Source organism: Devosia lucknowensis (assembly GCF_900177655.1).
Taxonomy (GTDB): domain Bacteria; phylum Pseudomonadota; class Alphaproteobacteria; order Rhizobiales; family Devosiaceae; genus Devosia; species Devosia lucknowensis.
In genome coordinates, this window is the sequence record NZ_FXWK01000002.1 from 809,189 (window position 1) to 830,683 (window position 21,495).

Sequence of the window (21,495 nt, forward strand, 5' to 3'; positions counted from 1 at the left end):
AGATTTTCCGCAAAGCGCGCCGCAAGGGCGGCGCAGCTTGCGTTTTCGAGGGTTTTTGGCTACCCGGACCATCACCAGAAATCCCTTGCAAGGTCAACAGAAACGGGGCGGCGATATGGCCGACACGCTCTCCGCTGCGCATACGGCGCTCGAATACATCCGCAACCGCATGGAAAAGGCGCGCCGCCGTTTTGGCGCGCCACCCGATCATGTCGAGCTGGTGGCGGTTTCGAAGACCTTCACCGCCGACGCCGTCGAACCGTTCCTCATGGCGGGGCAGCGGGTGTTCGGCGAGAACCGGGTCCAGGAAGCCAAGGACAAGTGGCCCATCCTCCGGGAACGCTACCCCGATGTCGACTTGCATCTCATCGGACCGCTGCAGACCAACAAGGTGCGCGAGGCGGTGGCGCTGTTCGATGTGATCGAGACGGTGGACCGCGAAAAGCTGGCAAGGATGCTGGCAGAGGAAATGCAGCGGGTCGGCAAGACCATTCCATGCTTCGTCCAGGTCAATATCGGTGGCGAGGAACAGAAAGCCGGCGTGTCGATCGGCGAGGCGGTCGACTTCGTTCGCAGCTGTCGGGACCAGTACGGGCTCGATATCGTGGGCCTCATGTGCATTCCGCCCGACGGGCAGCCGGCCGGTCCCTATTTCGCCCTGCTCGCGGAGTTGGGGCGCGCGGCTGGTGTGGCGCAACTCTCGATGGGGATGAGCGGCGATTTCGAGACGGCCATCGCCATGGGCGCCACCCATGTGCGCGTGGGTTCGGCGCTGTTCGGCCGACGTTAGCGCCACCCGGGGCTTGCAACTTTCCCGTCCAAATCGCGTTCTTTCAAGTTGAATAACGCCGTTGTGAAACACCGGCCAAAAACGAGTCGCAATCGTGTGAGCCTTGTCACACCAGACGGAAAAGCCCGGAGAATACAATGAACAAGCGACGCATCCTGGTCGTGGACGACGACGCGGACCTGCGCCAGACTCTGGTGGAACAGCTTCAGGGCGAACCTGAATTCGACATACTCCAGGCCGGCACTGCCAACGACGCCCTCAAGGCGGTTCGCGAGAACAATATCGAACTCACCATCCTCGATGTCGGCCTGCCCGACATGGATGGCCGCGAGGCCGTCAAGCTAATGCGCCAGGAGGGCTACAAGAGCCCCGTGCTGATGTTGACCGGCCACGATACCGATGCCGACGAGATCAAGGGTCTTGAAGCCGGTGCAAACGACTATCTGACCAAGCCGTTCCGCTATCCGGTGCTGCTGGCGCGCATCAACGCTGCGCTGCGCCAGCGCGACCAGAGCGAAGACGCCGTCTTCACCATCGGCCAATACAGCTTCCAGCCTGCAGCCAAGGTGCTGGAGACCAACGACGGCATCAAGGTGCGGTTGACCGACAAGGAAACCTCGATCCTCAAGTATCTCTATCGCCAAGGTCCCAAGACCATTACCCGCGATGTACTGCTCAAGGAGGTATGGGGCTACAACAACCGGGTGACCACGCACACGCTCGAGACGCATATCTACCGGCTGCGCCAGAAGATCGAGCGCGACCCGTCCAATGCGCGTCTCCTGGTCACCGAAGATGGCGGCTACAGGCTTGTCCCCTGATATCGGGACAAGACCGTTCAAATTCGCTCCGAACTGACTTATAGCTTGAATGTGAGCCGCCCAAGTCCCATTGGGCGGCCGTTCGCGCATCGGGTCTGGGGCTCATGAGAATGGACGACGCGGCCGGGGTGCTGGCCCGGGCCGATTTCTTCGACATCTGCGATGATGAGCAGCTGCGAATGCTTGGCTTTGCGGGAGATCGCAAGCACTTCGAAGCCGACGCGGTGATCTACCAGTCCGGGGAGACGCCCGGTGGTGCATTCGTGCTGATCGAGGGCACCGTGCGGGCCCGACACGAGGGCGCGGAAGCCGGCAAGCCTTATGCGCTGTCCGAACCGGGCAGCGTGATCTCGCCAACGGCTCTCATCATCGACAAGCCACGGCCCGTGACCTTCACGGCCGTTACCGATTGCGAACTGTTGTTCGTGCCGCGAGCCGCCTTCATGAAACTGGCGCGGCAGGACCCTGAGCTTGCAGCGCGCGCGGCGGCCCGCATCCAGCAGGATCTGGGGCGCTACATGCATGCGCTGGAGCCACTGCGCGGCAAGATGAAGGGCGCCTGAGGCGCCGTCCCGCTAACCCGAATTCGTCCCCCGGCCTGACCCGAGGATCCGTCGCCAGGCCAGCAAGCGTTGGGAGTGGCCCTCAGACCAAGTCCGAGGGCGGCGCCGTGTTCGGGGAAGGGTCAGTGGCGGATAGCGCCTTCAGACGCTTGCAAAACGCGCAATGACGGGTACGTGGTCGCTCGGCTGCGGATCGTAGCCGCGATAGGTCTTGATGATCTCGGCACCCACCGAGCGTTCGGCGACGTCGGATGTTGACCAGATGTGGTCGAGGCGACGGCCCTTGTCCGCCAGCTCCCAATTGGCGCTGCGGTAGCTCCACCAGGAATAAAGCTTTTCGTCATGGGGCACGTGCTTGCGCACCAGATCGACCCAGCCATGGCCGCCGGAAAGCAGGGCATCGAGGCGCTCGGTTTCCTGCGGCGTGTGGCTGACGATCTTGAGCAGCTGCTTATGGCTCCAGACATCGTTTTCATGCGGGGCGATGTTGAAATCGCCGGCGATCAGGTGGCCGCGCTGGAACACAGGCTCGGTGAACCAGGTCTTAAGTTCGTCGAGGAAGCCCAGCTTGTGCCTGAACTTGGGATTGATCTCGGGATCGGCTTCGTCGCCGCCGGCGGGAATGTAGAAATTGTGCAGCGTGAACGGGCCGTGGCCGAGATCGACGAGGGCGGAGACGTGCCGCGATTCCGGGATGTCGCAGAACACCCGGCTCGATATATCGGTCAGCGGAAATTTCGAGACGATGGCGACGCCGTGATAGCCCTTCTGGCCGTGCACGGCCATGTGTGGATAGCCGGCCTCGATGAAGGCGTTCCGTGGAAACTGGTCATTGGTGCATTTGATCTCCTGAAGCATCAGCACATCGGGCTGATACCGGGCGAGAAAATCCAGCACCATCGGCAGGCGCAGGCGAACCGAATTGATGTTCCAGGTGACGATGGATTGGGTCATTGCGCATCCAGGCTAGATCGAACGGCGGGCAGGGGTCTTATCGCCAAGCCAGGCGCGGGGGTAAAGCCGGAAATGGCATTGGGATGTGGTTGCTGACGCGGGATGGCAGGATGGTGCCGGATGTCCCGCCAACGCGATCGCAACAGTGGCAGCGGCCCTCAAGTCCGTGCGCGCCATCATGCATGCGTTCGCCGCGGCGTTTCACGTGAATCCTTGGCTTCACCGCCAACAAAAAGCCCGGCACAGAGGCCGGGCTTTCCAATTCGACAGGGAGCGATCTTATTCGCTCTTGGCTTCGCCTTCAGCGGCAGCGGCCTGTTCGGCGGCGGCCGCAGCGGCTGCGGCTTCAGCGTCCTTGGCGGCCTGCTCTGCGGCAAAAGCCTCGGCAGCTGCGATCTTTTCAGCTTCGCGGGCCTCGCGGGCAGCCTGGGCGGCCGAGCGTTCGGAGGCTTCGATCTTCTTGGTGCGCGAGTTGGTCGATTCAAAGATACGAGCCGACTTACCGCGACGGTCGCGCAGGTAGTACAGCTTGGCGCGACGGACCTTGCCGCGCTTGATCACTTCGACCGACGAGATGTTGGGCGAGTAGATGGGGAACACGCGTTCCACGCCTTCGCCGTAGGAAATCTTGCGGACGGTAAAGCTTTCGGTGATGCCGCCACCGGAGCGGGCGATCACGACGCCTTCATAGGCCTGCAGGCGTTCCTTGTCGCCTTCGCGGATCTTGACCCAGACCTTGACGGTATCGCCATGGGTGAATTCGGGAAGTTCGCGCTTTGCGGCGAGTTCGGCAACGTGCTCGGCATTGAGCTGTTCAATGATGTTCATTTTCGATCCGTTCGATCTTTTCATGGGAACGACTCTTGCGGGCTTTTGGGCCCCGTCGTCCGGTCTTGGTTGGTAACGGAGGGCAGTCTTCTTGGTCTTTCCGCGCGCGGGTCCGAAACGCCCGACGCACGAATGGGCGGCTCATAGGGGAATTTTGCCCCAGAGTCTAGGGGTTTTGGGCCTGGGGCCCCAAACCCCGGTTCCGCCCTCGGATCAAGCGCGAGGACGGATGGGGGAGCGGAATGGCATCGGAATCCTACTTCAGCAGATCCGGCCGTCGCGCCTGCGTCAGCTCGAGTGACTGCTGGTGCCGCCACTTGGCAATCCTGCCGTGATCGCCGGATGTCAGGACGGCCGGAATGTCGCGGCCCTCGAAAGTCTGTGGGCGGGTGTATTGCGGGTATTCGAGGAGGCCGTTTTCGAAGCTTTCCTCATCGCGGCTGTCGGGTGCGCCGAGGACACCGGGGATCAGTCGCACGACGGCCTCCAGGAGCACCATGGCGGCCACTTCGCCGCCGGCAAGGACATAGTCGCCGATGGAGACTTCCTCGAGCTGGCGGGCTTCTATGACACGCTGGTCGACCCCCTCGAAACGACCGCAGACAATGACGGCGCCCGGTCCGGTCGCGAGCTCATGGGCGCGGGCCTGGGTCAACGGCTTGCCGCGCGGCGACATCAGGATGCGCGGCCGCAGATCATCCGGCGGCGCGACCGTGTCTATCGCCTGAGCCAGGATATCGGGCCTGAGCACCATGCCGGCGCCACCACCGGAGGGCGTGTCGTCGACGGTCCGATGCCGGTCGGTGGCGAAATCGCGCAGCTGCGTGGCGTGCAGCGACCACAATCCGTCATTCATGCCCCGGCCCAGGACCGAAGCGCCGAGCGGTCCGGGAAAAAGCTCGGGGAAGAGGGTAATGATGTCGGCGGAAAACATCAGTCGGGCTCTTCCTCGCCGGGATCGGCATCGAGAGGGGGCGAGATGACCAGATAACCGTCGGCAATGGCGATGGTGGGCACAACGTGCCTGGTGAACGGGTAAAGGAAGGTGTCGCCCGAGCGCGGGTCACGCACTTCCAGGATGTCACCGGCCCCGTGATCGTAGATGGCGCTGACGGCGCCGATGGAGACCCCGCTCTCGAGCCGCGCATCGAGGCCGATCAGGTCGGCGTGGTAAAAATCGTCCTCGTCGTCGATCTCGGGCAGCTGGCTGCGATCGACATAAAGCTCCACGCCGTTGAGCAATTCGGCGGCGTTGCGATCGTTGACGCCCTTGAGGCGGGCGATCAGCACGGTTTTCTGCAGCCGCGCGCTTTCAATCGTCACCGTCAGGCCCGGCCGGTTGGTTGCCAGCGGCCCATAGGAGGCAATATCCCCGGGATCTTCAGTGTGCGAGGCAATGCGCACCTCGCCCTTGATGCCATGCGCGGCGCCGATCGTGCCCATCAGGATGCGAGAGGAATTTTGCGTCATGGCCTGCTCACTGTGGTTGCAAAGGCTCAAATAGCAGCGCCAGTGTCGGGCGCAAGCCCCGTCATTTCACCGGAACAAGTTCGATGACGTCGTGCGTGGACTCGAACATCGGCGCTGGCAGCTCGAGCCGGTAGCGTCGGGTTGTGTCATCGCCGACCCGATAGATACAGCCGACCTGATTGCGTTCGGGATCGTCACCATAGGCTATAGGCTGCTCGTCGCCATAGTGCAGGGCACCCTGGTAGAACACGGCCTGGGCAGCCGAGGTGAGGGTACCGGAAAAGCGCTGCGAGCCAGATGTCTTGTCGATGCGCGAGCCGCCATCGGAAATCGTGCAGGCGAAATAGTCGTAGGCGGTGAGCGGCAGGATGCCGCCGAGCTTGATGGTGCGGCAGCGATATTTGCCATCGGGTATAGCGTCAATGTATCTGTCGCCACCCGAAAACAGTCCGGACACGGTGGCGCGTGCATCGGCATCCGTCGAGAGCAGCGCCTCAGCCAGGCCCATGCTGCGCGAGCGGAAGAAATCGAACATCCGGTCCGAATCGGCTTCGCTGACCTCGACGCCTGCGGGCACGTCGCAGGCCATCCCGGTTGCGGTCTGGGAGGCCAGCATGGCGATCATGACAAGCGTCATGCGTTTGGTCGGTCGGGTCCTCATGCAAAGCCTCCGGTTCTACCTGTTGGGGGAACCTTGCATGGCAAATGCGCTTTCTCAAGGACAGCCGAACTGGAGGTCCCGATGTCTCAGATTCTCACCGACCGCGAAGCCATCCGCGAATGGGCGACGGCCCGCGGCGGCAATCCCATGCTGATGGAGGTGCCCGAGGGCAGCCGGAGCCGGACGCTGCTGCAGCTGACCTTTGGCCAGCACGCCATCAATGCTGACGGCAACGAGGGTCCCGACCGGGTCGGCGGTTTCGAACTGGTGGATTGGGATGAGTGGTTTGCGGCGCTCGAAGCCAACAATCTGTCGCTGATGGTCTCGGATGATCCATCAGGCGGCAATGAAGCGGAATTCAGCTTCGTGGAGCGCGGCGAACGCAGCGACACGTCAGGCGCTGCCTGACCATTGTAAGCGCTGGAGACAGCGCGCGATCGGGACCAAGCTCGGCTTTGTCCCGATCAGCGCCACGGCATGTCAGGTATTTTCCGGCAGCGGCACGGAATTAATCCCGCGCTCGTAGAGCGCCAGGGTGGCTTCGATATCGTCGAGATGCATCTGCAGGCCCTTTTCAACGGCTTCGGCCTGGCGACGGATCAGGTCGCGACGCGACAGCAGGTCGAAGCGTTCGCTCTCGAGTTCCTTGATCGCGAGGTCGATGCGGTCGCGGTGGGTGCCCAGGCGCTGCACCAGCGGAGCAACTTCGCTCGCCGAGGCCTGCTTGATCACGTTTTCCAGTTCTTCGAGTTGTTCAGTGCCAGGCTGGACAATTTTGAGTGCAGTCTTTGACCGCGTCGTCATTTTACTCACCTCACGTTACTCGACCGGTGGTCGATCCATCCAAATAAGTAGGATCAACTACTTAGCCGAGAAACGGGGCATTCCACAGCTTAACCCGTTCTTTACCTTAACGAGAAACCATGCCGAGGTTATAAGCGCTCCTCGGCGTCGGCCGCCGCTTCGAGCGCTTCCATGTCCTCGTCGGAAAATCCGAAATGGTGTCCGAGCTCGTGGATCAGCACATGGGTGACGATTTCGCCCAGCGTGTTGTCGTCGTGCTCGGCCCAATAGTCGAGAATGGCGCGGCGGTAGAGATAGACGGTATTGGGCAGCTGGCCCGTCTGCGGCACGGCGCCGTCTTCGGTGAGACCGATGCCTGAAAACAGCCCCATCAACTCAAAGGGGCTTTCCATTCCGAAGCCTTCGAGGATGTCGTCCTCGGCAAATTCGGCGACCGAGCAGGTCACGTCGGCGGCAAGCGACTTGAAGGGCTCGGGCAGTTCGGCCAGGGCCTTGCTGGCCATGGCCTCGATGTCGTCGAGGGTCGGGGCATGGAGCCCCGACCAGTCCGTGGTCTTCAGTTCCACTCGCGGATGTCGACGAAGTGGCCGGCAATGGCGGCGGCCGTGGCCATGGCGGGGGACACGAGATGGGTGCGGCCCTTGAAGCCCTGGCGACCCTCGAAATTGCGATTCGAGGTGGAGGCGCAGCGCTCGCCGGGGGCAAGCTTGTCGGGGTTCATGGCCAGGCACATGGAGCAGCCCGGCTCGCGCCATTCGAAGCCGGCATTCTTGAAGATCACGTCGAGGCCTTCGGCTTCAGCCTGTGCCTTGACGAGGCCCGACCCCGGCACAACCATGGCCGACACATGCGCGGCCACCTTGCGGTCCCCAATGACGGCGGCAGCGGCGCGCAGGTCTTCGATGCGACCATTGGTGCAGGAGCCGACAAAGACGCGGTCGAGCTTGATGTCGGTGATCTTGGTGCCGGGCTTGAGGCCCATATAGTCCAGCGCCCGCCACTTGGAGGCGCGCTTGGTTTCGTCCTGGATGTCATCCGGGTTGGGAACGATGCCCTGCACCGAAATGACGTCCTCGGGCGAGGAGCCCCAGGAAACGATCGGCGGCAGCTTGGCAGCGTCGAGGATGACGACCTTGTCGTAATGGGCGCCCTCGTCGGTGTGGAGGGTCTTCCAGTAGTCGAGCGCCATGTCCCAGGCCTGGCCCTTGGGCGCGCGCGGGCGGTCCTTCACATAGGCGAAGGTGGTCTCGTCGGGGGCGATAAGGCCGGCGCGGGCGCCGCCTTCGATAGTCATGTTGCAGACCGTCATGCGGCCTTCCATCGACAGCGAGCGGATGGCTTCGCCGGCAAATTCGATCACGTGACCATTGCCGCCGGCGGTGCCGATCTCGCCGATGATGGCGAGGATGATGTCCTTGGCGGTGACGCCCGGCGGCAGCTGGCCATCGACGCGGACCAGCATGTTCTTGGCCTTTTGCTGGATCAGCGTCTGGGTGGCCAGAACGTGCTCGACCTCGGACGTGCCGATGCCGTGGGCCAGGGCGCCGAAGGCACCATGGGTCGACGTGTGCGAGTCACCGCAGACGATAGTCATGCCGGGCAGGGTGAAACCCTGTTCCGGGCCGACGATATGGACGATGCCCTGCCTGACATCGAACGGATCGTAATATTCGATCCCGAAGTCCTTGGTGTTTTCGGCCAGCGCCGCGATCTGGATGGCGCTCTCGGGATCGGGATTGGGCAGGGAACGGTCTGTGGTGGGCACGTTGTGGTCGACAACGGCCAGCGTGCGCTCGGGGTGACGGACCTTGCGGCCGTTCATGCGCAGCCCTTCGAAGGCCTGTGGCGAGGTCACTTCGTGCACCAGGTGCCGGTCGATATAGAGAAGGCTCGTACCGTCCTCGTTATTCTGGACCAGATGGTCGTCCCAGATCTTGTCGTAGAGCGTACGGGCCTTGGTCATATCGGCTTTCCAGCAGCAGGAATGAACTTTGGAGTGGTTCTAATCCCAAGCAGGAAGAGGGTCAAGCACAACCGTACCGCAGGGTACGGCTGTGCCCGAGCAGTCAATGCCGGAAGTGGCGCATGCCCGTCATGACCATGGCGATCCCAGCAGCATCGGCTGCGGCGATGACCTCGTCGTCGCGCATCGAACCGCCCGGCTGGATGACGGCGGTGGCGCCGGCCGCGACCAGGGCCTCGAGCCCGTCGGCGAAGGGGAAGAAGGCGTCGGAGGCGACCACCGAGCCCTCGGTCAGCGCCCCGTCCAGCCCCGCTGCCTGGGCTGCGTCGATGGACTTGCGATGGGCGACGCGCGCTGAATCGACTCTCGACATCTGCCCGGCGCCGATGCCGGCGGTGGCGCCATCCTTGACATAGATGATGGCGTTTGACTTGACGTGCTTGGCCACTTTCGCCGCGAGCTTGAGATCCACCAATTCCTGTTCGGTCGGCTGGCGCCTGGTGACGACCTTGAGGTCGCAATCGTCGACATTCTTGTTGTCGCGGCCCTGCACCAGCAGACCCCCGGCCACCGACTTGACCAGGAGACCTTCGGCCTTGGGATCGGCAAGGCCGCCGGTCAGCAGGAGCCGGAGGTTCTTCTTGGCGGCAATGATCGCCTGGGCTTCCGGAGTGGCGGAGGGCGCAACGATCACCTCGGTGAAGACCTTGACGATCTCGGTGGCCGTTTCGGCGTCGATCTCGCGGTTGGTGGCGACGATGCCGCCAAAGGCCGAGACCGGATCGGTGCGCAGGGCCTTCCTGTAGGCATCGGTCAGGTTCGAAGCCACGGCGACGCCGCAGGGATTGGCGTGCTTGATGATGGCGACGGCGGCAGTTTCCGCCGGATCGAATTCGCTCACCAGTTCGAAGGCGGCGTCGGTGTCGTTGATGTTGTTGTAGGAGAGGGTCTTGCCTTGGACCTGGCTGGCCGTGGCGACGCCCGGGCGGTTTTCACCGGTCTTGTAGAAGGCGGCCCACTGGTGCGGGTTTTCGCCGTAGCGCATGACTTCGCTCAGCGTGCCGGCAAAGCTGCGATAGCTGACATCGGCGAAGTCGATCTCGCGGGCGAACCAGGATGAAATGGCGCTGTCATAGGCGGCGGTGCGGGCATAGGCCTTGGCGGCGAGCTTCTGGCGCAGCGCGAAGGGTATGCCGCCCGACCTGATGGCGTCGAGAATGGCGGGGTAGTCGGCGGGGTCGACGACGACCGTCACATAGGCATGGTTCTTGGCGGCGGAGCGTACCATGGCCGGGCCGCCGATATCGATGTTCTCGATGATCTCGTCATAGCTGGCGCCCGAGGCGACGGTCTTTTCGAAGGGGTAGAGATTGACGGCGACGAGATCGATGGGGCCGATCTCGTGCTCGTCCATCGAGGCCTTGTGGGCCGGATTGTCGCGCACCGAGAGCAGGCCGCCATGCACCTTGGGGTGGAGCGTCTTGACCCGGCCATCCATCATTTCGGGAAAACCGGTGAGGTCGGAAATGTCGCGCACCGGCAGGCCCGCTTCACTGATGAGCTTGTGCGTGCCGCCGGTCGATACCAGCTTGACGCCTGCCTCCGCGAGCCCGCGCGCGAAGTCGGTCATGCCCGATTTGTCGAATACCGAAAGCAGTGCCCGCCCGACCGTTACCGTCTTGCCCATGAGAATGTCGTCTCGCCGTCAATGGAGGAATTTGCGCGCTCGCTAGCACGAGACGGGGCAAAGGCCAATGGGTTTGCGGCGCCTCCATGCGAATGCACGGAGAGATTGGCAGCGGACCCTATTCCTGTTCCAGCGTAAAGATCCACGCTATCTCGGTATCCGGGCCGACACTGGTCTCGAGCACGAGCTGCCGGGTACGGTGGAAACCGAGATAGGCGGACTGGCGCACGCTGTCCTCTTCGCGGAATTGCGCGCCTTCCCAAAGAAAGCTCCACACCGCGCCATTGGGCAGGACCAGCCGGGCAATGCCTTCGCCGGTGGTGCGGCGCACCTTGATGCCGGGTGCCAAATGGAAGCGCAGCGCCAGGAGGCCATGCGGCTCGCCCGTGGCGACGATGCGGTCCTGGCCGACAAGCGTTGTGCCTTCAGAAAGAAGGGTCAGACGGCGCTCCACTTCGGCGCCGAAACGCGGTGCATAGCCGGCGCTGGACATGATCAGCATATGCTCGGCGGTTTCGAGCGTCATCGGCCTGGGCGACGGCGGACGGCCGGCACGAACCTGTGCGGCGCCCTCGGCGTCGATAGTGGCCGAGGAATGGGCCACGGCCTGACGGAAGAGATCGCGGCTCTCCAGCATGTCGGAGGGTGCGGGACCGCAGGAGCCGACGATGAGCTCGCTGCCATGAGCGAATTCGAAGGCGAGGCCGCCATCATGAGCTTCGGTGTCGAACCCTGCGGGCGGACGCAGTCCACTGTCGCCGACGACCACGCTTTCACCGGCCCGGATGATGCCGTAGCCGCCCAGCAGCCGCGAGCGGCGCGATGCCGAGGGTCCATTGGCCTGCACGGCGACAAGCACGTCGTGGGGCACCTGGCCGCAACCGTTGAAATAGACCGGCTCGCCGCTCGACAGCGTCAACGCGTCCAGCGCTTCGTGCATGCGGTCGATGCGATTGGTGAGCTCGGACATGGCCGGGCTGCCGTGACGGCCGACGGCGCGGCGCAGGCTGGCCAGTTCGACCAGCAAGGACAGCTGGAGTTTGGGATTGCGCGAGAGATGCAGGCCATCGCCATCGAGCTGCTGGGCCAGAAGCGCGTCGAGCCGGGCGACATGACCATCAATATCGGGCACGTCGCCGATATTGCACAGCTCGGCGCCCAGGAGGCCGAGAGCGGCGAAAAGGGCCTCCACGGCATCGGCCGCAAGGGCGCCACGCACACGCAGGCTCTGGACCTGGGTGGAGAGACTGCGCTGAATGGTCCGCGTCTGGTCGGGAGTGGCGCCATCGAGCACCAGGGTCAGGTGCCGAAGCCAGTTGAGCACGCGCTGGGCGGTCAGCGTCAGCGTCCAGCTGTCGGCCTCGAACTGACCTTCGCGGCCGATCCAGTCCAGTACAAGCGTCCGCGCGAACAGCCGCTCCCCCGGATCGCGGACGTCGCGGAAGTGCCGCAGCCAGGAAAAGCTATGGAGATTGTTCCACCAGTCGGGATGATCGACATCGATGGCGAAGGGCGAGGCACCGCCGGTCTCGAACAGTTTCGAGGCCAGAAGGTAGCGACCGGACATCATTTCGCGCACGGCCTCGCGGTCCGCCGGGCGGAAGTCGGGGAGGTCGCCCGCATAAGCGTTGTCGGTGTGTCCGCGCCAGGTCCAGCGCAGCAGGGGCATGGTTACGATCTGATCGGCCAGGCCCAGCGCAACGCGTCGGCCGGCCGTCATCAGCCGCCCGCTCACCGTCCGGCCTCCATCCGTGCCGGATCGAAGGCGCCACTCCTGTCGCGTCGTCTCTGCAAGAACCCGATCCCTGCCGGAATACCCGGATAAGTCCCTATAGGCTTTAGCCTGTTCGCCTGAATCGCGCCACGAAGAACCCGTCCATCCCCGGATTTCCGCTTCCCGGCGTCATTGCCGGGTGGGTGCGGACCAGCCCATCCGATGTCACCGCCTCGGAAAGTCCCGGTAGTTCGGCCACGGCCACGGGGAGCAGGGACAGGCCCGGCAGGGCCTCGAGCGCCCAGCGCACCTGGTCTTCGCCCTCGGCCTGTTCGAGCGAACAGACGCAGTAGATCAGCGTACCGCCGGGCGCGAGGCACCGGAAGGCATTGGCGATCAGTGCCCGCTGCAGGCGGACGCGCCCGGCAATGTCCTGCGCCGAGCGGCTCCAGAGCACTTCGGGGTGACGACGGAAGGTGCCGGTGGCCGAACAGGGCGCGTCAAGGAGGACACCGTCGAAGGGGGTTGCCGGGTCGAAGGTCGCGGCATCGGCCTCCACGACCTTGGGCGCATAGCCCAGGCGGGCCATGTTGCCCTTGAGCCGTGCTAGCCTCATGGCATCGCTGTCGAGCGCCGTCACCTTGTAGCCGGCCTTGACGAGCTGCGCGGTCTTGCCGCCGGGGGCGGCGCAGAGATCGAGCACGGTGCTGCCGGCATCGAGGCCGACAAGGCGAGCAGGCAGGGCCGAGGCCACGTCCTGTACCCACCAGCGCCCCTCGTCATAGCCGGGCAGGGCCTCGACGGGCCGGTCGCGATTCTCGATGCGCACGGAATCGGCGATCAGCCGCTCGGCGCCGAGGGCGTCGACAAGGGCCGCATCGTCATCCCGTAGGGTAAGGTCAAGCGGCGCGCCATCCACGAGGGTTTCGGCAAATCGCGACACGGCATCGGCGCCGTAGGCGGCGGTCCAGGCCTGCGCGAGATGCTCGGGCAGCAACAGGGCCTCGTCCATGAGGCCATAGCGCGCCGAATTGGACTGGGCGCGGCGCAACACGGCGTTCATCAGGCCGGCGAGGTGCCTTGCCTTGGAGTCGCGCTTTACCGCCTCGACGGCGAGGAACAGGGCACTATGGGCGCCGAGATCGGGCAGGAAAACGAGCTGGGCCAGCGACAGGCGCAACACCGCCTCGAACGTTCCTGATTTGGCCGGCATGCCTTTTTCCAGCAGCTCGGCCAGCATAACGTTGATCTGGCCGTGGCGGCGCAGCGCAGTGGTCACCAGACGATTGGCGAGGGCACGGTCGCGCCCGTCCGCCATTTCGCCTGCGTCCAGCGGCGCGAAGTGCTCGCCTGCGAGAACGGATTTCAGCCGCTGTGCGGCGGCGAGGCGGAGCTTCAGGCCCGCCGGTTCGGTGCGTTGCGCCAATTCGTCAACTCAGTTGCGGCGCGCAATCAAAGCGAAGCGCGCTTCTTATCCCCAGGGACCGCGGACATTCCCGTCGTCTTCGGTGCGTCCAGCGGTCGGCACTCGCCAGCCGCCGCCGTTGTCGCGGCCGCTCGAAGCGGGGCGCGGGCGGGGCTGGGGCCGGCGCCCCTTATCGTCCACGCTCATTTCCGCCGCAAGCCTTTGCAACGCCTGGATGCGATTGCCGGTGTCGGGATGGGTGGAAAAGAGGTTGTCCATGCGCTGTCCGTTGAGCGGGTTCACGATGTACATGTGCGCCATTGCCGGGTTGCGCTCGGCTGCGACATTGACCTGACGGCCGGCCAGCGTTGCGATCTTGTTGAGGGCCGAGGCAAGAGCCAGGGGGTCGCCGGAGATTTCGGCGCCATCCTTGTCAGCCTCGTATTCGCGGGTCCGGCTCACCGCCATCTGCACCATCGCCGCTGCGAGCGGCGCCAGGAACACCATCAGCAGCGAGCCGATACCGCCCAGCGGATTGTTGCGGTTGTTGCCACCGCCAAAAAACAGCCCGAACTGCGCAAGGGCAGAAATGGCGCCAGCCAGCGTGGCAGTGATGGTCATGGTCAGGGTGTCGCGGTTCTTGATGTGAGCCAGTTCGTGCGCCACGACGCCCGCCACTTCGCGGGTATCGAGCTGGCGCAGCAGCCCCGAAGACACGGCAACCGCCGCATTGTCCGGATCGCGACCGGTGGCGAACGCATTGGGCTGGTCAGTTTCAATGACGTAGACGGCGGGCGTAGGAATGCCGGCACGCTTGGACAGGACATCGACCATGTCATAGAGCTCTGGCGCACGGGAGCGCTCGACCGGGACGGCGTTCTGCATGCGCAGCACCATCTTGTCGGAGTTCCAGTAGGCAAAGAGGTTTGTCACTGCGGCGAAGGCGAGCGCGATCATCATGCCGCCGGTGCCGCCGATGAAATAGCCGACCACCATGAACAAGGCCGTCATACCGGCAAGAAGCACGAAGGTGCGGAAGGCATTGAACATGGTCTAACCCCTTGGGTTGGAAGTCTTGGCAAACTATGTTGTGTGCAGTCCGGTTCCCCGCAAGCGGAATGACGAAAACTTATTGGAATGCGAAATGCCCGGTGATCCAACTCCCGACGCCAATGATCCTGCCGAAGTCCGGGAACTGACCCCGGCTGCCCGGCGTGCGCTGGCCGAAGCCGAAGCGCGGCGGCAGGCGATCGATGCCGCCACCGCGATGGCGCCCAAGGAGAAGGGCGGGCGCGGCGGGCTTGAACCGGGCCGCTACGGCGACTGGGAGATCAAGGGCCTGACCAGCGACTTCTAGGGCCGGCCGGCAACCGGCGTTCCACGAAGGCGGCCAGGTTTTCCAGCGATGACGCCAGGCCTTCGGCATGGTCCTCGGCGCCGATGCCTTCAGGCACATTGGTGGCGCGGATGGTGACAAGGGTTTGTCCTGCCTCTTCGGCGATGATCCAGTCCATGGTCATGGTGCCGGCAAAACGCGGATCGTCGGAGACGAAGTCGACGGCCTGGGACACAAGCGCGCCGGGCTCGAGTTCGGTATAGCGCACATCGACCACATCCTGGGCGCCGCCACTCTTTCCCTCGATACTGACATCGTCGTAGCGCAGTACCATCTTGTAGTGGCCGCCGGCCCGAGGCTCGAATTCGAGCATTTCGCCGCTCATGCCCGTCGGCGGCAGCCAGGCGACGAGTGCATCGGCCTCCGTCATGGCAGCGTAGACGGTCTGGGCATCGGCGTGGATCAGTCGGCTGGCTTGGTCGACACGCGACATCGCTTGTCCCTCAGGTATGCTGGCGCAGCCAGAATATCACAGCGGGAAAAAATCGGTGATGTTGTAGCCGGCAGCCGAGACGGCGAAGGTGGTGGCGACGGTGACGATGCTGGCGATCAGCGCATATTCGATCAGGGTGATCGGGTTCTGCTGACGCAGATGGCTGATGACGCGACGCAACATACAAGTCTCTTCTCGAACGCGAAGACGGCCACGATGCCGCACACACTATGAACGCCAGCTGAATGAATCAGCTTTTCAGCGATTCCAAGGCAGGAATGAGTTCGCTCTCAATGGCTTGCGGCGTCAGCGGACCGACATGCTTGTAGACGATGACCCCTTCGGCATTGACCAGGAAGGTCTCGGGCACGCCGTAGACGCCCCAGTCGATCGAGACGCGGCGGTCGCGGTCGGCGCCGATGGCATCGTATGGATTGCCCAGTTCGGCGAGGAAGGCCCGGGCGTTTTCGGGCGCGTCGGAGTGATTGATGCCGAACATGCGCACGCCAGTCTCGGCCTTGATCGCTTCGAGCAGCGGATGTTCGTCGCGGCAGGGAATGCACCAGGACGCGAAGACATTGACCAGGGTCGGCTGGCCCTTGAGCGTCGCGGCGTCAAATCCCGGAACGTCCAGCCCGTCGACCGGCGCCAGGGCAAATTCGGGCACGGGCTTGTCGATCAGGACCGAGCGCACGAGGCTCGAATCCCGGTCGATGCTGGTGGCAAAGACGGCGATCAGGCCCACGAGGATCAGCAGTGGCAACGCGAAGAGGAGATAACGCATCAGCTGCGCTTGTCCCCGAGCTGGGTCAGGCGCGACCGGGTGCGGCGGCTGTCATAGACGATCCAGCCGATCAGCGCGGCAAGGCCGAGGCCCACCCCGGCATAGGCGATGACGATGAACTGGGCGTGCTGTCCGAGATCGATCATGGCGTGCCTCCGCGCGCGGCCTTGCGCTCCAGCGTGGCGACGCGGCGGCGGCGGACCTCGGTGTGCATGGCCACCAGCTGCAGGGTGATGAACAGGAATGTGAACGCGAAGAACATCGTGAACAGCGGTGTCAGGATCGAGCCCGGCATGGTCGGGCCATCGGCGCGGAACACGCTGGCCGGCTGGTGCAGGGTCGACCACCAGTCCACCGAGAATTTGATGATCGGCACGTTGATGGCGCCTACGAGCGTGACGACGGCAACCACGCGCGCGGCGCGCAGCTGGTCGTCGAAGGCGCGCCAGAGCGCGACGATCCCGAGATAGATGAACAGCAGAATCAGCGTCGAGGTCATGCGGCCGTCCCACTCCCAGAACGTGCCCCAGGTCGGGCGGCCCCACATGGAGCCGGTAAAGAGCGCCATGGCGGTAAAGGCCGCGCCGAGCGGCGCTGCGGCCTTCATGGAGACGTCGGCCATGGGATGGCGCCAGACCAGCGTGCCCAGCGCCGAGACAGCCATGGCGCCATAAACGAACTGGCTCAGCCAGGCGGTCGGGACATGCACATACATGATGCGCACGGTGTCCCCCATCTGGTAGTCGGCCGGCGAGTTGAAGAAGGCGAACCAGAGGCCCGCTGCGAACAACAGCGCCGTAATGGCCACCAGCGGCCAGACCAGCGGCGTGGTCCACTGGACGAACTGGCCGGGATGGGCCAGCCGGTTCCACCAGCTCATTTTGGGCGTGTCGTCGATGCTCATGGCGCGCGCTCTACTCTTCTCCCCAGTCTATCGCAAGGCCCGCCGCAAAGGGAGAGAGCGCCAGGGCCATGAGACTGAGTGCCGCAAGGAACAGCATGGCGGCGCCAGCCTGATCGGGACCGCCGAGCGGGGAAATGGCCCCGACGCCGAAGATCAGCACCGGCACGCAGAGCGGGGCGATGAGGATGGGCGCGAGCAGGGCACCACGGCGAATAGCCACGGTTACCGCCGCCCCGAACGTGCCGAATGCAGCCAGCGCCGGCGTTCCAACCAGCAGCGACATCACCGTGCGCCAGAACGTGTCCATGTCCATGGACAGGATCAGCGCGAGAAACGGCGAGGCGATGACGAGAGGCAGGGCGGCAGTCAGCCAATGGGCGATCACTTTTGCGGCAACCATTTCGGCGAGCGACAGGTCGGCCAGACGATAGAGCGCCAGCGTCCCGTCCTCGCGATCGGGCCGGAAGAGCTTGTCGAGGCCAAGCAGCATGGCGAGGAAGGCCGCGATCCAGATGACGCCGGGGGCGATGCGCGCGAGAAGTTCGCGATCGGGGCCGACCGCAAAGGGAACGATGGCGCCGACGATGATGAAGAACAAGACGAGCGTGAGGATGTCGCCGCCGCCCGCAAGCGCCAGCTTCAGATCGCGTTTGAGAACGCCGAGGAAACCGCTCATGGCCGCGCTCCGAGCGCTAGGGTCGAGAGCCCGGCGATGGCCAGGTCATCGTGGGTCGCGATGACGGCCATGCCGCCATTCCCGAGATGCTCGGTCAGGAGCGTGGCAAGCAGACCCTGACCCTCGGCATCGAGCGCAGCGCTGGGCTCGTCGAGCAGCCAGAGGGGACGGTTGGTGGTCAAAAGTCGCGCCAGGACCAGGCGCCGTTGCTGCCCGGCCGACAGGTAACCGGCGTCGAGACCGGCAATGTGCCCCAGCCCCACGCGCTTGAGGGCGGCCGCAGGCTCCATCCCGGTCGCGCCGTTGATGTCGGTCCAGAACCTGAGGGTGTCGAGAACCCCGAGGCGCGCCCGCACCGCGTTGCGATGGCCGCAATAGTGCAGAGCCGGCCCGTCGTCAGGATCGTGCCCCTCGACCGAAACGCTGCCCGCGAGCGGGTGGAGGAGGCCGGCAAGGGTCAGCAGAAGCGTCGATTTGCCCGCGCCATTGGGGCCGCGCAGCAACAGGCCCGTGCCGGGCGCGACCTCGAAATCCAGATCGCTGGCCAGCACGGTCTCGCCATAGCCGCAGGCAAGGCCCCGGACCTTGAGGCGTCGTGGGTCTTGGCGTTGTGGCTCTTGGACTTGCCCGCGTGTCATGGCCCCATCTCGTATTGGAGACAGGGTGGAACTGGCAAGGCCCCAGCCAATTGACTATAACCGGGGTGATTAGAGTCATTCCAGAAAACGCGGATTTTTCTCTAGGCCCCACGTCCCGGAACGATCCGCGCCAAACAGCAAGAAGGGCGGAGCATCGTGACCTCTATAGACAGCTTCAAATCCAGGTCGACCCTCGTGGTCGGCGGCAAGACCTACACCTACTATTCCATTCTCGAGGCCGAGAAGAACGGCCTTGCCGGCGTGTCGAGGCTCCCGGGGTCGATGAAGGTGGTGCTGGAAAACCTGCTGCGCTTCGAGGACAACCGCACCGTCAAGAAGGAAGACATTCTCGCCATCGCCGAGTGGCTGGTCAGCCGCACCAGCGAATATGAAATCCAGTATCGCCCCGCCCGCGTGCTGATGCAGGACTTCACCGGCGTTCCGGCCGTGGTCGATCTCGCCGCCATGCGCGACGCGACCGCCAAGCTCGGCGCTGATCCGCAGAAGATCAATCCGCTGGTGCCCGTCGATCTCGTCATCGATCACTCGGTCATGGTCGATAATTTCGGCACGCCGCTGGCCTTCAACCAGAATGTCGAGCTCGAATACGAGCGCAATGGCGAGCGCTATGAGTTCCTGCGCTGGGGCCAGTCCGCCTTCGACAATTTCCGGGTCGTTCCACCCGGCACCGGTATCTGCCATCAGGTCAACCTCGAATACCTGGCGCAGACGGTCTGGACCAAGGACGAGAACGGCGAAACGGTCGCCTACCCCGATACGCTTGTCGGCACCGACTCGCATACCACCATGGTCAATGGCCTTGCCGTGCTCGGCTGGGGCGTGGGTGGTATCGAGGCGGAAGCGGCTATGCTGGGCCAGCCGATCACCATGCTGATCCCCGAAGTCGTGGGCTTCAAGCTCGTGGGCAAGATCAACGAAGGCATCACCGCCACCGATCTCGTGCTGACCGTCACCGAAATGCTGCGCAAGAAAGGCGTGGTGGGCAAGTTCGTGGAATTCTACGGACCAGGCCTCGACTATCTCAGCCTCGAGGATCAGGCGACCATCGGCAACATGGCTCCCGAATACGGCGCCACCTGCGGCTATTTCCCCGTCGATGCCGATACGCTCAAGTATCTTTCGACCACCGGACGCGATCCCGCGCGCGTGGCCCTGGTTGAAGCCTACTCCAGGGCGCAGGGCATGTTCCGCACCACCGATACGCCGGACCCGGTCTTCACCTCGACCCTCGAGCTGGACCTTTCGACCGTCGTTCCCTCGCTTTCGGGCCCCAAGCGCCCGCAGGATCGCGTCGCCCTCAAGGACGTGACTCGCAGCTTTGCCGAAGCGCTGCCCGAACTCTCGGGAGGCCGCATCGAGCGCACCAAACTGCCTGCCGACAAGCAGGAAAGCCGCTATGTCGACGAGGGCGCCAATGGCGTCCACGATATCCCTGAGGAGGCTGCTTTCGCGGTCAAGGGCGCCGACTACGGCATCAATGACGGCTCGGTGGTCATCGCCGCCATCACCTCGTGCACCAACACGTCCAATCCCTCGGTGCTGGTCGCCGCCGGTCTCGTCGCCCGCAAGGCCAGGGCCCTCGGCCTCAATTCCAAGCCTTGGGTCAAAACCTCGCTGGCACCCGGATCGCAGGTGGTCACCGATTACCTGACCGCGGCTGGTCTGCAGGAGGATCTCGACGCCATCGGCTTCAATCTCGTGGGATATGGCTGCACCACCTGCATCGGCAATTCCGGCCCGCTGCCGCAGGCCATCTCCGATTGCATCAACGAGAACAAACTGGTCGCCGCCTCGGTGCTCTCTGGCAACCGCAATTTCGAAGGCCGCGTGAACCCCGACGTGCGCGCCAATTACCTGGCATCCCCGCCGCTGGTCGTGGCCTATGCGCTGACAGGCACGCTCAATGTCGACATCACCACCGAAGCGATCGGCACCGGCAAGGATGGCCAGCCGGTGTACCTGCGGGATATCTGGCCCTCAAATCAGGAAATCGCCGAGGTCGTGCGCAAGCATGTGCATGCCGACATGTTCCGCGCCCGCTATTCCGACGTCTTCAAGGGCGACCGGCACTGGCAGGCGATCTCGGTCGAGGGGAGCGAAACCTATGGCTGGAACGGGTCTTCGACTTATGTGCAGAACCCGCCGTATTTCGAAGACCTGACCATGGAACCCAAGCCCGTCACCGACGTGGTCTCGGCCCGCGTGCTGGCGCTGTTCCTCGACAGCATCACCACCGATCACATTTCACCGGCCGGTTCGTTCAAGTCGGGCACCCCGGCAGGCAAATACCTAATTGACCGCCAGGTGGCGCCCAAGGATTTCAACTCCTACGGCGCCCGCCGCGGCAATCACGAGGTGATGATGCGCGGCACCTTTGCCAATATCCGCATCAAGAACATGATGCTCGATGGCGTCGAAGGCGGCTTTACCCTCGGCCCCGACGGGACCCAGATGCCGATCTACGACGCGTCCATGGCCTATCAGGCCCAGGGTACGCCGCTGGTGATCTTTGCCGGCAAGGAATACGGCACGGGCTCCTCGCGTGACTGGGCCGCCAAGGGCACCAACCTCCTGGGCGTCAAGGCGGTCATCGCGCAGAGTTTCGAGCGTATCCACCGCTCCAATCTCGTGGGCATGGGTGTCATCCCGCTGCAGTTTGCGGAGGGCGAAAGCTGGCAGACCCTGGGGCTCGACGGTACCGAAACCGTTGACATCGCCGGGGTCGACACCATCGAGCCGCGCTCGAAGGTGGCAGTCAAGATCACCCGCGCCAATGGCGAGGTCGTGACGATCGAAACGCTATGCCGGATCGATACCGCCAATGAGCTCGACTACTTCAAGAACGGTGGCATTCTGCACTACGTGCTGCGCAGCCTCGTCGCGGCGTAAGCAGCGCTTACATTGCAGATTGCGTGGAAATGGCGGCCCCCGGTGGCCGCCATTTTCTTTGTCCGAATGCGAATCCGCGGAGTCTCACCCTCTT

25 protein-coding genes are annotated in these 21,495 nt (G+C 64.0%); 6 read left to right on the forward strand and 19 right to left on the reverse strand.

All coding sequences use genetic code 11. The features are described 5' to 3' along the window. The first annotated feature begins 115 nt into the window (after positions 1–115). From CCK88_RS16275 to CCK88_RS16285, 3 genes are all read left to right on the forward strand, one after another. Positions 116–790, forward strand: a complete 675-nt coding sequence (locus tag CCK88_RS16275; protein WP_086471621.1) for a YggS family pyridoxal phosphate-dependent enzyme — start codon at positions 116–118, stop codon at positions 788–790. A gap of 137 nt (positions 791–927) precedes the next feature. Continuing rightward, the gene (locus tag CCK88_RS16280; protein ID WP_086471622.1) at positions 928–1,611 is read left to right on the forward strand and encodes a response regulator transcription factor; all 684 of its coding nucleotides are present in this window, start codon (positions 928–930) and stop codon (positions 1,609–1,611) included. A gap of 110 nt (positions 1,612–1,721) precedes the next feature. Next, positions 1,722–2,174, forward strand: a complete 453-nt coding sequence (locus tag CCK88_RS16285; protein ID WP_170926528.1) for a Crp/Fnr family transcriptional regulator — start codon at positions 1,722–1,724, stop codon at positions 2,172–2,174. 141 nt (positions 2,175–2,315) lie between these two features. Here the strand turns inward: CCK88_RS16285 and CCK88_RS16290 are convergent, their stop codons facing one another. The 5 genes from CCK88_RS16290 to CCK88_RS16310 all read right to left on the reverse strand — a co-directional run bounded on the left by CCK88_RS16290 (position 2,316) and on the right by CCK88_RS16310 (position 6,087). After that, the gene (locus CCK88_RS16290) at positions 2,316–3,128 is read right to left on the reverse strand and encodes an exodeoxyribonuclease III (protein ID WP_086471624.1); all 813 of its coding nucleotides are present in this window, start codon (positions 3,126–3,128) and stop codon (positions 2,316–2,318) included. Between the two features lie 279 nt (positions 3,129–3,407). After that, on the reverse strand, positions 3,408–3,956 hold the full coding sequence (rplS, locus tag CCK88_RS16295; protein ID WP_086471625.1) for a 50S ribosomal protein L19: 549 nt from the start codon (positions 3,954–3,956) through the stop codon (positions 3,408–3,410). 256 nt (positions 3,957–4,212) lie between these two features. Then, positions 4,213–4,890 (reverse strand): tRNA (guanosine(37)-N1)-methyltransferase TrmD, encoded by a 678-nt coding sequence (gene trmD / locus CCK88_RS16300; RefSeq protein ID WP_425290635.1) that lies wholly within the window; start codon positions 4,888–4,890, stop codon positions 4,213–4,215. Next, entirely contained in the window at positions 4,890–5,426 is a 537-nt protein-coding gene (gene rimM / locus CCK88_RS16305) for a ribosome maturation factor RimM (protein WP_086471627.1), read from the reverse strand. Before rimM ends, trmD begins: the two co-directional genes overlap by 1 nt. 61 nt (positions 5,427–5,487) lie before the next feature. Continuing rightward, a complete protein-coding gene (locus tag CCK88_RS16310) occupies positions 5,488–6,087 on the reverse strand; it encodes a DUF4893 domain-containing protein (protein WP_086471628.1) in 600 nt (199 codons plus the stop codon). A gap of 81 nt (positions 6,088–6,168) precedes the next feature. Here CCK88_RS16310 and CCK88_RS16315 point away from each other — a divergent pair, with 81 nt between their 5' ends. Next, positions 6,169–6,495 (forward strand): hypothetical protein, encoded by a 327-nt coding sequence (locus CCK88_RS16315; protein ID WP_086471629.1) that lies wholly within the window; start codon positions 6,169–6,171, stop codon positions 6,493–6,495. Between the two features lie 72 nt (positions 6,496–6,567). On the opposite strand, the gene CCK88_RS16320 is transcribed toward CCK88_RS16315, so the two are convergent. From CCK88_RS16320 to htpX, 7 genes are all read right to left on the reverse strand, one after another. Then, positions 6,568–6,891, reverse strand: coding sequence for a hypothetical protein (locus tag CCK88_RS16320; RefSeq protein ID WP_086471630.1), 324 nt, complete (start codon positions 6,889–6,891; stop codon positions 6,568–6,570). 128 nt (positions 6,892–7,019) lie between these two features. Further along, complete coding sequence (locus CCK88_RS16325) at positions 7,020–7,394, reverse strand: metallopeptidase family protein (protein WP_086472010.1); 375 nt, start codon at positions 7,392–7,394, stop codon at positions 7,020–7,022. 53 nt (positions 7,395–7,447) lie between these two features. Continuing rightward, positions 7,448–8,854, reverse strand: a complete 1,407-nt coding sequence (gene leuC / locus CCK88_RS16330) for a 3-isopropylmalate dehydratase large subunit (protein WP_086471631.1) — start codon at positions 8,852–8,854, stop codon at positions 7,448–7,450. A gap of 103 nt (positions 8,855–8,957) precedes the next feature. After that, positions 8,958–10,541 carry a bifunctional phosphoribosylaminoimidazolecarboxamide formyltransferase/IMP cyclohydrolase gene (gene purH / locus CCK88_RS16335; RefSeq protein WP_086471632.1) on the reverse strand — a complete coding sequence of 528 codons (1,584 nt, stop codon included), beginning with the start codon at positions 10,539–10,541 and terminating at the stop codon, positions 8,958–8,960. A gap of 118 nt (positions 10,542–10,659) precedes the next feature. Continuing rightward, positions 10,660–12,276 (reverse strand): heparinase II/III family protein, encoded by a 1,617-nt coding sequence (locus CCK88_RS16340; protein WP_140049025.1) that lies wholly within the window; start codon positions 12,274–12,276, stop codon positions 10,660–10,662. A 103-nt stretch (positions 12,277–12,379) separates the two neighbouring features. Beyond that, complete coding sequence (locus CCK88_RS16345; protein ID WP_086471634.1) at positions 12,380–13,681, reverse strand: RsmB/NOP family class I SAM-dependent RNA methyltransferase; 1,302 nt, start codon at positions 13,679–13,681, stop codon at positions 12,380–12,382. A gap of 45 nt (positions 13,682–13,726) precedes the next feature. Continuing rightward, complete coding sequence (gene htpX / locus CCK88_RS16350) at positions 13,727–14,710, reverse strand: zinc metalloprotease HtpX (RefSeq protein WP_086471635.1); 984 nt, start codon at positions 14,708–14,710, stop codon at positions 13,727–13,729. A gap of 94 nt (positions 14,711–14,804) precedes the next feature. Here htpX and CCK88_RS16355 point away from each other — a divergent pair, with 94 nt between their 5' ends. Next, positions 14,805–15,017 (forward strand): DUF1674 domain-containing protein, encoded by a 213-nt coding sequence (locus CCK88_RS16355; protein WP_086471636.1) that lies wholly within the window; start codon positions 14,805–14,807, stop codon positions 15,015–15,017. On the opposite strand, the gene CCK88_RS16360 is transcribed toward CCK88_RS16355, so the two are convergent. The 7 genes from CCK88_RS16360 to ccmA form a co-directional block, all read right to left on the reverse strand. Next, entirely contained in the window at positions 14,992–15,489 is a 498-nt protein-coding gene (locus tag CCK88_RS16360) for an SRPBCC domain-containing protein (RefSeq protein ID WP_086471637.1), read from the reverse strand. The two genes, CCK88_RS16355 and CCK88_RS16360, sit on opposite strands and share 26 nt — an antisense overlap. A gap of 36 nt (positions 15,490–15,525) precedes the next feature. Continuing rightward, positions 15,526–15,672, reverse strand: a complete 147-nt coding sequence (locus CCK88_RS18280; RefSeq protein ID WP_140049026.1) for a Flp family type IVb pilin — start codon at positions 15,670–15,672, stop codon at positions 15,526–15,528. A gap of 67 nt (positions 15,673–15,739) precedes the next feature. Next, on the reverse strand, positions 15,740–16,273 hold the full coding sequence (locus tag CCK88_RS16365; RefSeq protein WP_086471638.1) for a DsbE family thiol:disulfide interchange protein: 534 nt from the start codon (positions 16,271–16,273) through the stop codon (positions 15,740–15,742). After that, positions 16,273–16,419 (reverse strand): heme exporter protein CcmD, encoded by a 147-nt coding sequence (gene ccmD, locus CCK88_RS16370; RefSeq protein WP_086471639.1) that lies wholly within the window; start codon positions 16,417–16,419, stop codon positions 16,273–16,275. Before ccmD ends, CCK88_RS16365 begins: the two co-directional genes overlap by 1 nt. Next, positions 16,416–17,177: a heme ABC transporter permease gene (locus tag CCK88_RS16375; protein WP_086471640.1), complete on the reverse strand. Its 762-nt coding sequence runs from the start codon at positions 17,175–17,177 to the stop codon at positions 16,416–16,418. The genes ccmD and CCK88_RS16375 overlap by 4 nt, the downstream gene beginning before the upstream one ends. 10 nt (positions 17,178–17,187) lie before the next feature. Next, positions 17,188–17,853 (reverse strand): heme exporter protein CcmB, encoded by a 666-nt coding sequence (ccmB, locus tag CCK88_RS16380; protein ID WP_086471641.1) that lies wholly within the window; start codon positions 17,851–17,853, stop codon positions 17,188–17,190. Beyond that, positions 17,850–18,491, reverse strand: coding sequence for a heme ABC exporter ATP-binding protein CcmA (gene ccmA, locus CCK88_RS16385; RefSeq protein ID WP_086471642.1), 642 nt, complete (start codon positions 18,489–18,491; stop codon positions 17,850–17,852). Before ccmA ends, ccmB begins: the two co-directional genes overlap by 4 nt. Positions 18,492–18,644: 153 nt before the next feature. Here ccmA and acnA point away from each other — a divergent pair, with 153 nt between their 5' ends. Then, a complete protein-coding gene (gene acnA / locus CCK88_RS16390) occupies positions 18,645–21,401 on the forward strand; it encodes an aconitate hydratase AcnA (RefSeq protein ID WP_086471643.1) in 2,757 nt (918 codons plus the stop codon). The last annotated feature ends 94 nt before the right edge of the window (positions 21,402–21,495 follow it).

Bases quoted from the DNA above. Each gene is read 5' to 3' on its own strand.
- CCK88_RS16275 (WP_086471621.1), top strand. From the start codon at position 116: ATGGCCGACACGCTCTCCGCTGCGCATACGGCGCTCGAATACATCCGC.
- CCK88_RS16280 (WP_086471622.1), top strand. From the start codon at position 928: ATGAACAAGCGACGCATCCTGGTCGTGGACGACGACGCGGACCTGCGC.
- CCK88_RS16285 (WP_170926528.1), top strand. From the start codon at position 1,722: ATGGACGACGCGGCCGGGGTGCTGGCCCGGGCCGATTTCTTCGACATC.
- CCK88_RS16290 (WP_086471624.1), bottom strand. From the start codon at position 3,128: ATGACCCAATCCATCGTCACCTGGAACATCAATTCGGTTCGCCTGCGC.
- rplS (WP_086471625.1), bottom strand. From the start codon at position 3,956: ATGAACATCATTGAACAGCTCAATGCCGAGCACGTTGCCGAACTCGCC.
- trmD (WP_425290635.1), bottom strand. From the start codon at position 4,890: ATGTTTTCCGCCGACATCATTACCCTCTTCCCCGAGCTTTTTCCCGGA.
- rimM (WP_086471627.1), bottom strand. From the start codon at position 5,426: ATGACGCAAAATTCCTCTCGCATCCTGATGGGCACGATCGGCGCCGCG.
- CCK88_RS16310 (WP_086471628.1), bottom strand. From the start codon at position 6,087: ATGAGGACCCGACCGACCAAACGCATGACGCTTGTCATGATCGCCATG.
- CCK88_RS16315 (WP_086471629.1), top strand. From the start codon at position 6,169: ATGTCTCAGATTCTCACCGACCGCGAAGCCATCCGCGAATGGGCGACG.
- CCK88_RS16320 (WP_086471630.1), bottom strand. From the start codon at position 6,891: ATGACGACGCGGTCAAAGACTGCACTCAAAATTGTCCAGCCTGGCACT.
- CCK88_RS16325 (WP_086472010.1), bottom strand. From the start codon at position 7,394: ATGGCCAGCAAGGCCCTGGCCGAACTGCCCGAGCCCTTCAAGTCGCTT.
- leuC (WP_086471631.1), bottom strand. From the start codon at position 8,854: ATGACCAAGGCCCGTACGCTCTACGACAAGATCTGGGACGACCATCTG.
- purH (WP_086471632.1), bottom strand. From the start codon at position 10,541: ATGGGCAAGACGGTAACGGTCGGGCGGGCACTGCTTTCGGTATTCGAC.
- htpX (WP_086471635.1), bottom strand. From the start codon at position 14,710: ATGTTCAATGCCTTCCGCACCTTCGTGCTTCTTGCCGGTATGACGGCC.
- CCK88_RS16355 (WP_086471636.1), top strand. From the start codon at position 14,805: ATGCCCGGTGATCCAACTCCCGACGCCAATGATCCTGCCGAAGTCCGG.
- CCK88_RS16360 (WP_086471637.1), bottom strand. From the start codon at position 15,489: ATGTCGCGTGTCGACCAAGCCAGCCGACTGATCCACGCCGATGCCCAG.
- CCK88_RS18280 (WP_140049026.1), bottom strand. From the start codon at position 15,672: ATGTTGCGTCGCGTCATCAGCCATCTGCGTCAGCAGAACCCGATCACC.
- CCK88_RS16365 (WP_086471638.1), bottom strand. From the start codon at position 16,273: ATGCGTTATCTCCTCTTCGCGTTGCCACTGCTGATCCTCGTGGGCCTG.
- ccmD (WP_086471639.1), bottom strand. From the start codon at position 16,419: ATGATCGATCTCGGACAGCACGCCCAGTTCATCGTCATCGCCTATGCC.
- CCK88_RS16375 (WP_086471640.1), bottom strand. From the start codon at position 17,177: ATGAGCATCGACGACACGCCCAAAATGAGCTGGTGGAACCGGCTGGCC.
- ccmB (WP_086471641.1), bottom strand. From the start codon at position 17,853: ATGAGCGGTTTCCTCGGCGTTCTCAAACGCGATCTGAAGCTGGCGCTT.
- ccmA (WP_086471642.1), bottom strand. From the start codon at position 18,491: ATGACACGCGGGCAAGTCCAAGAGCCACAACGCCAAGACCCACGACGC.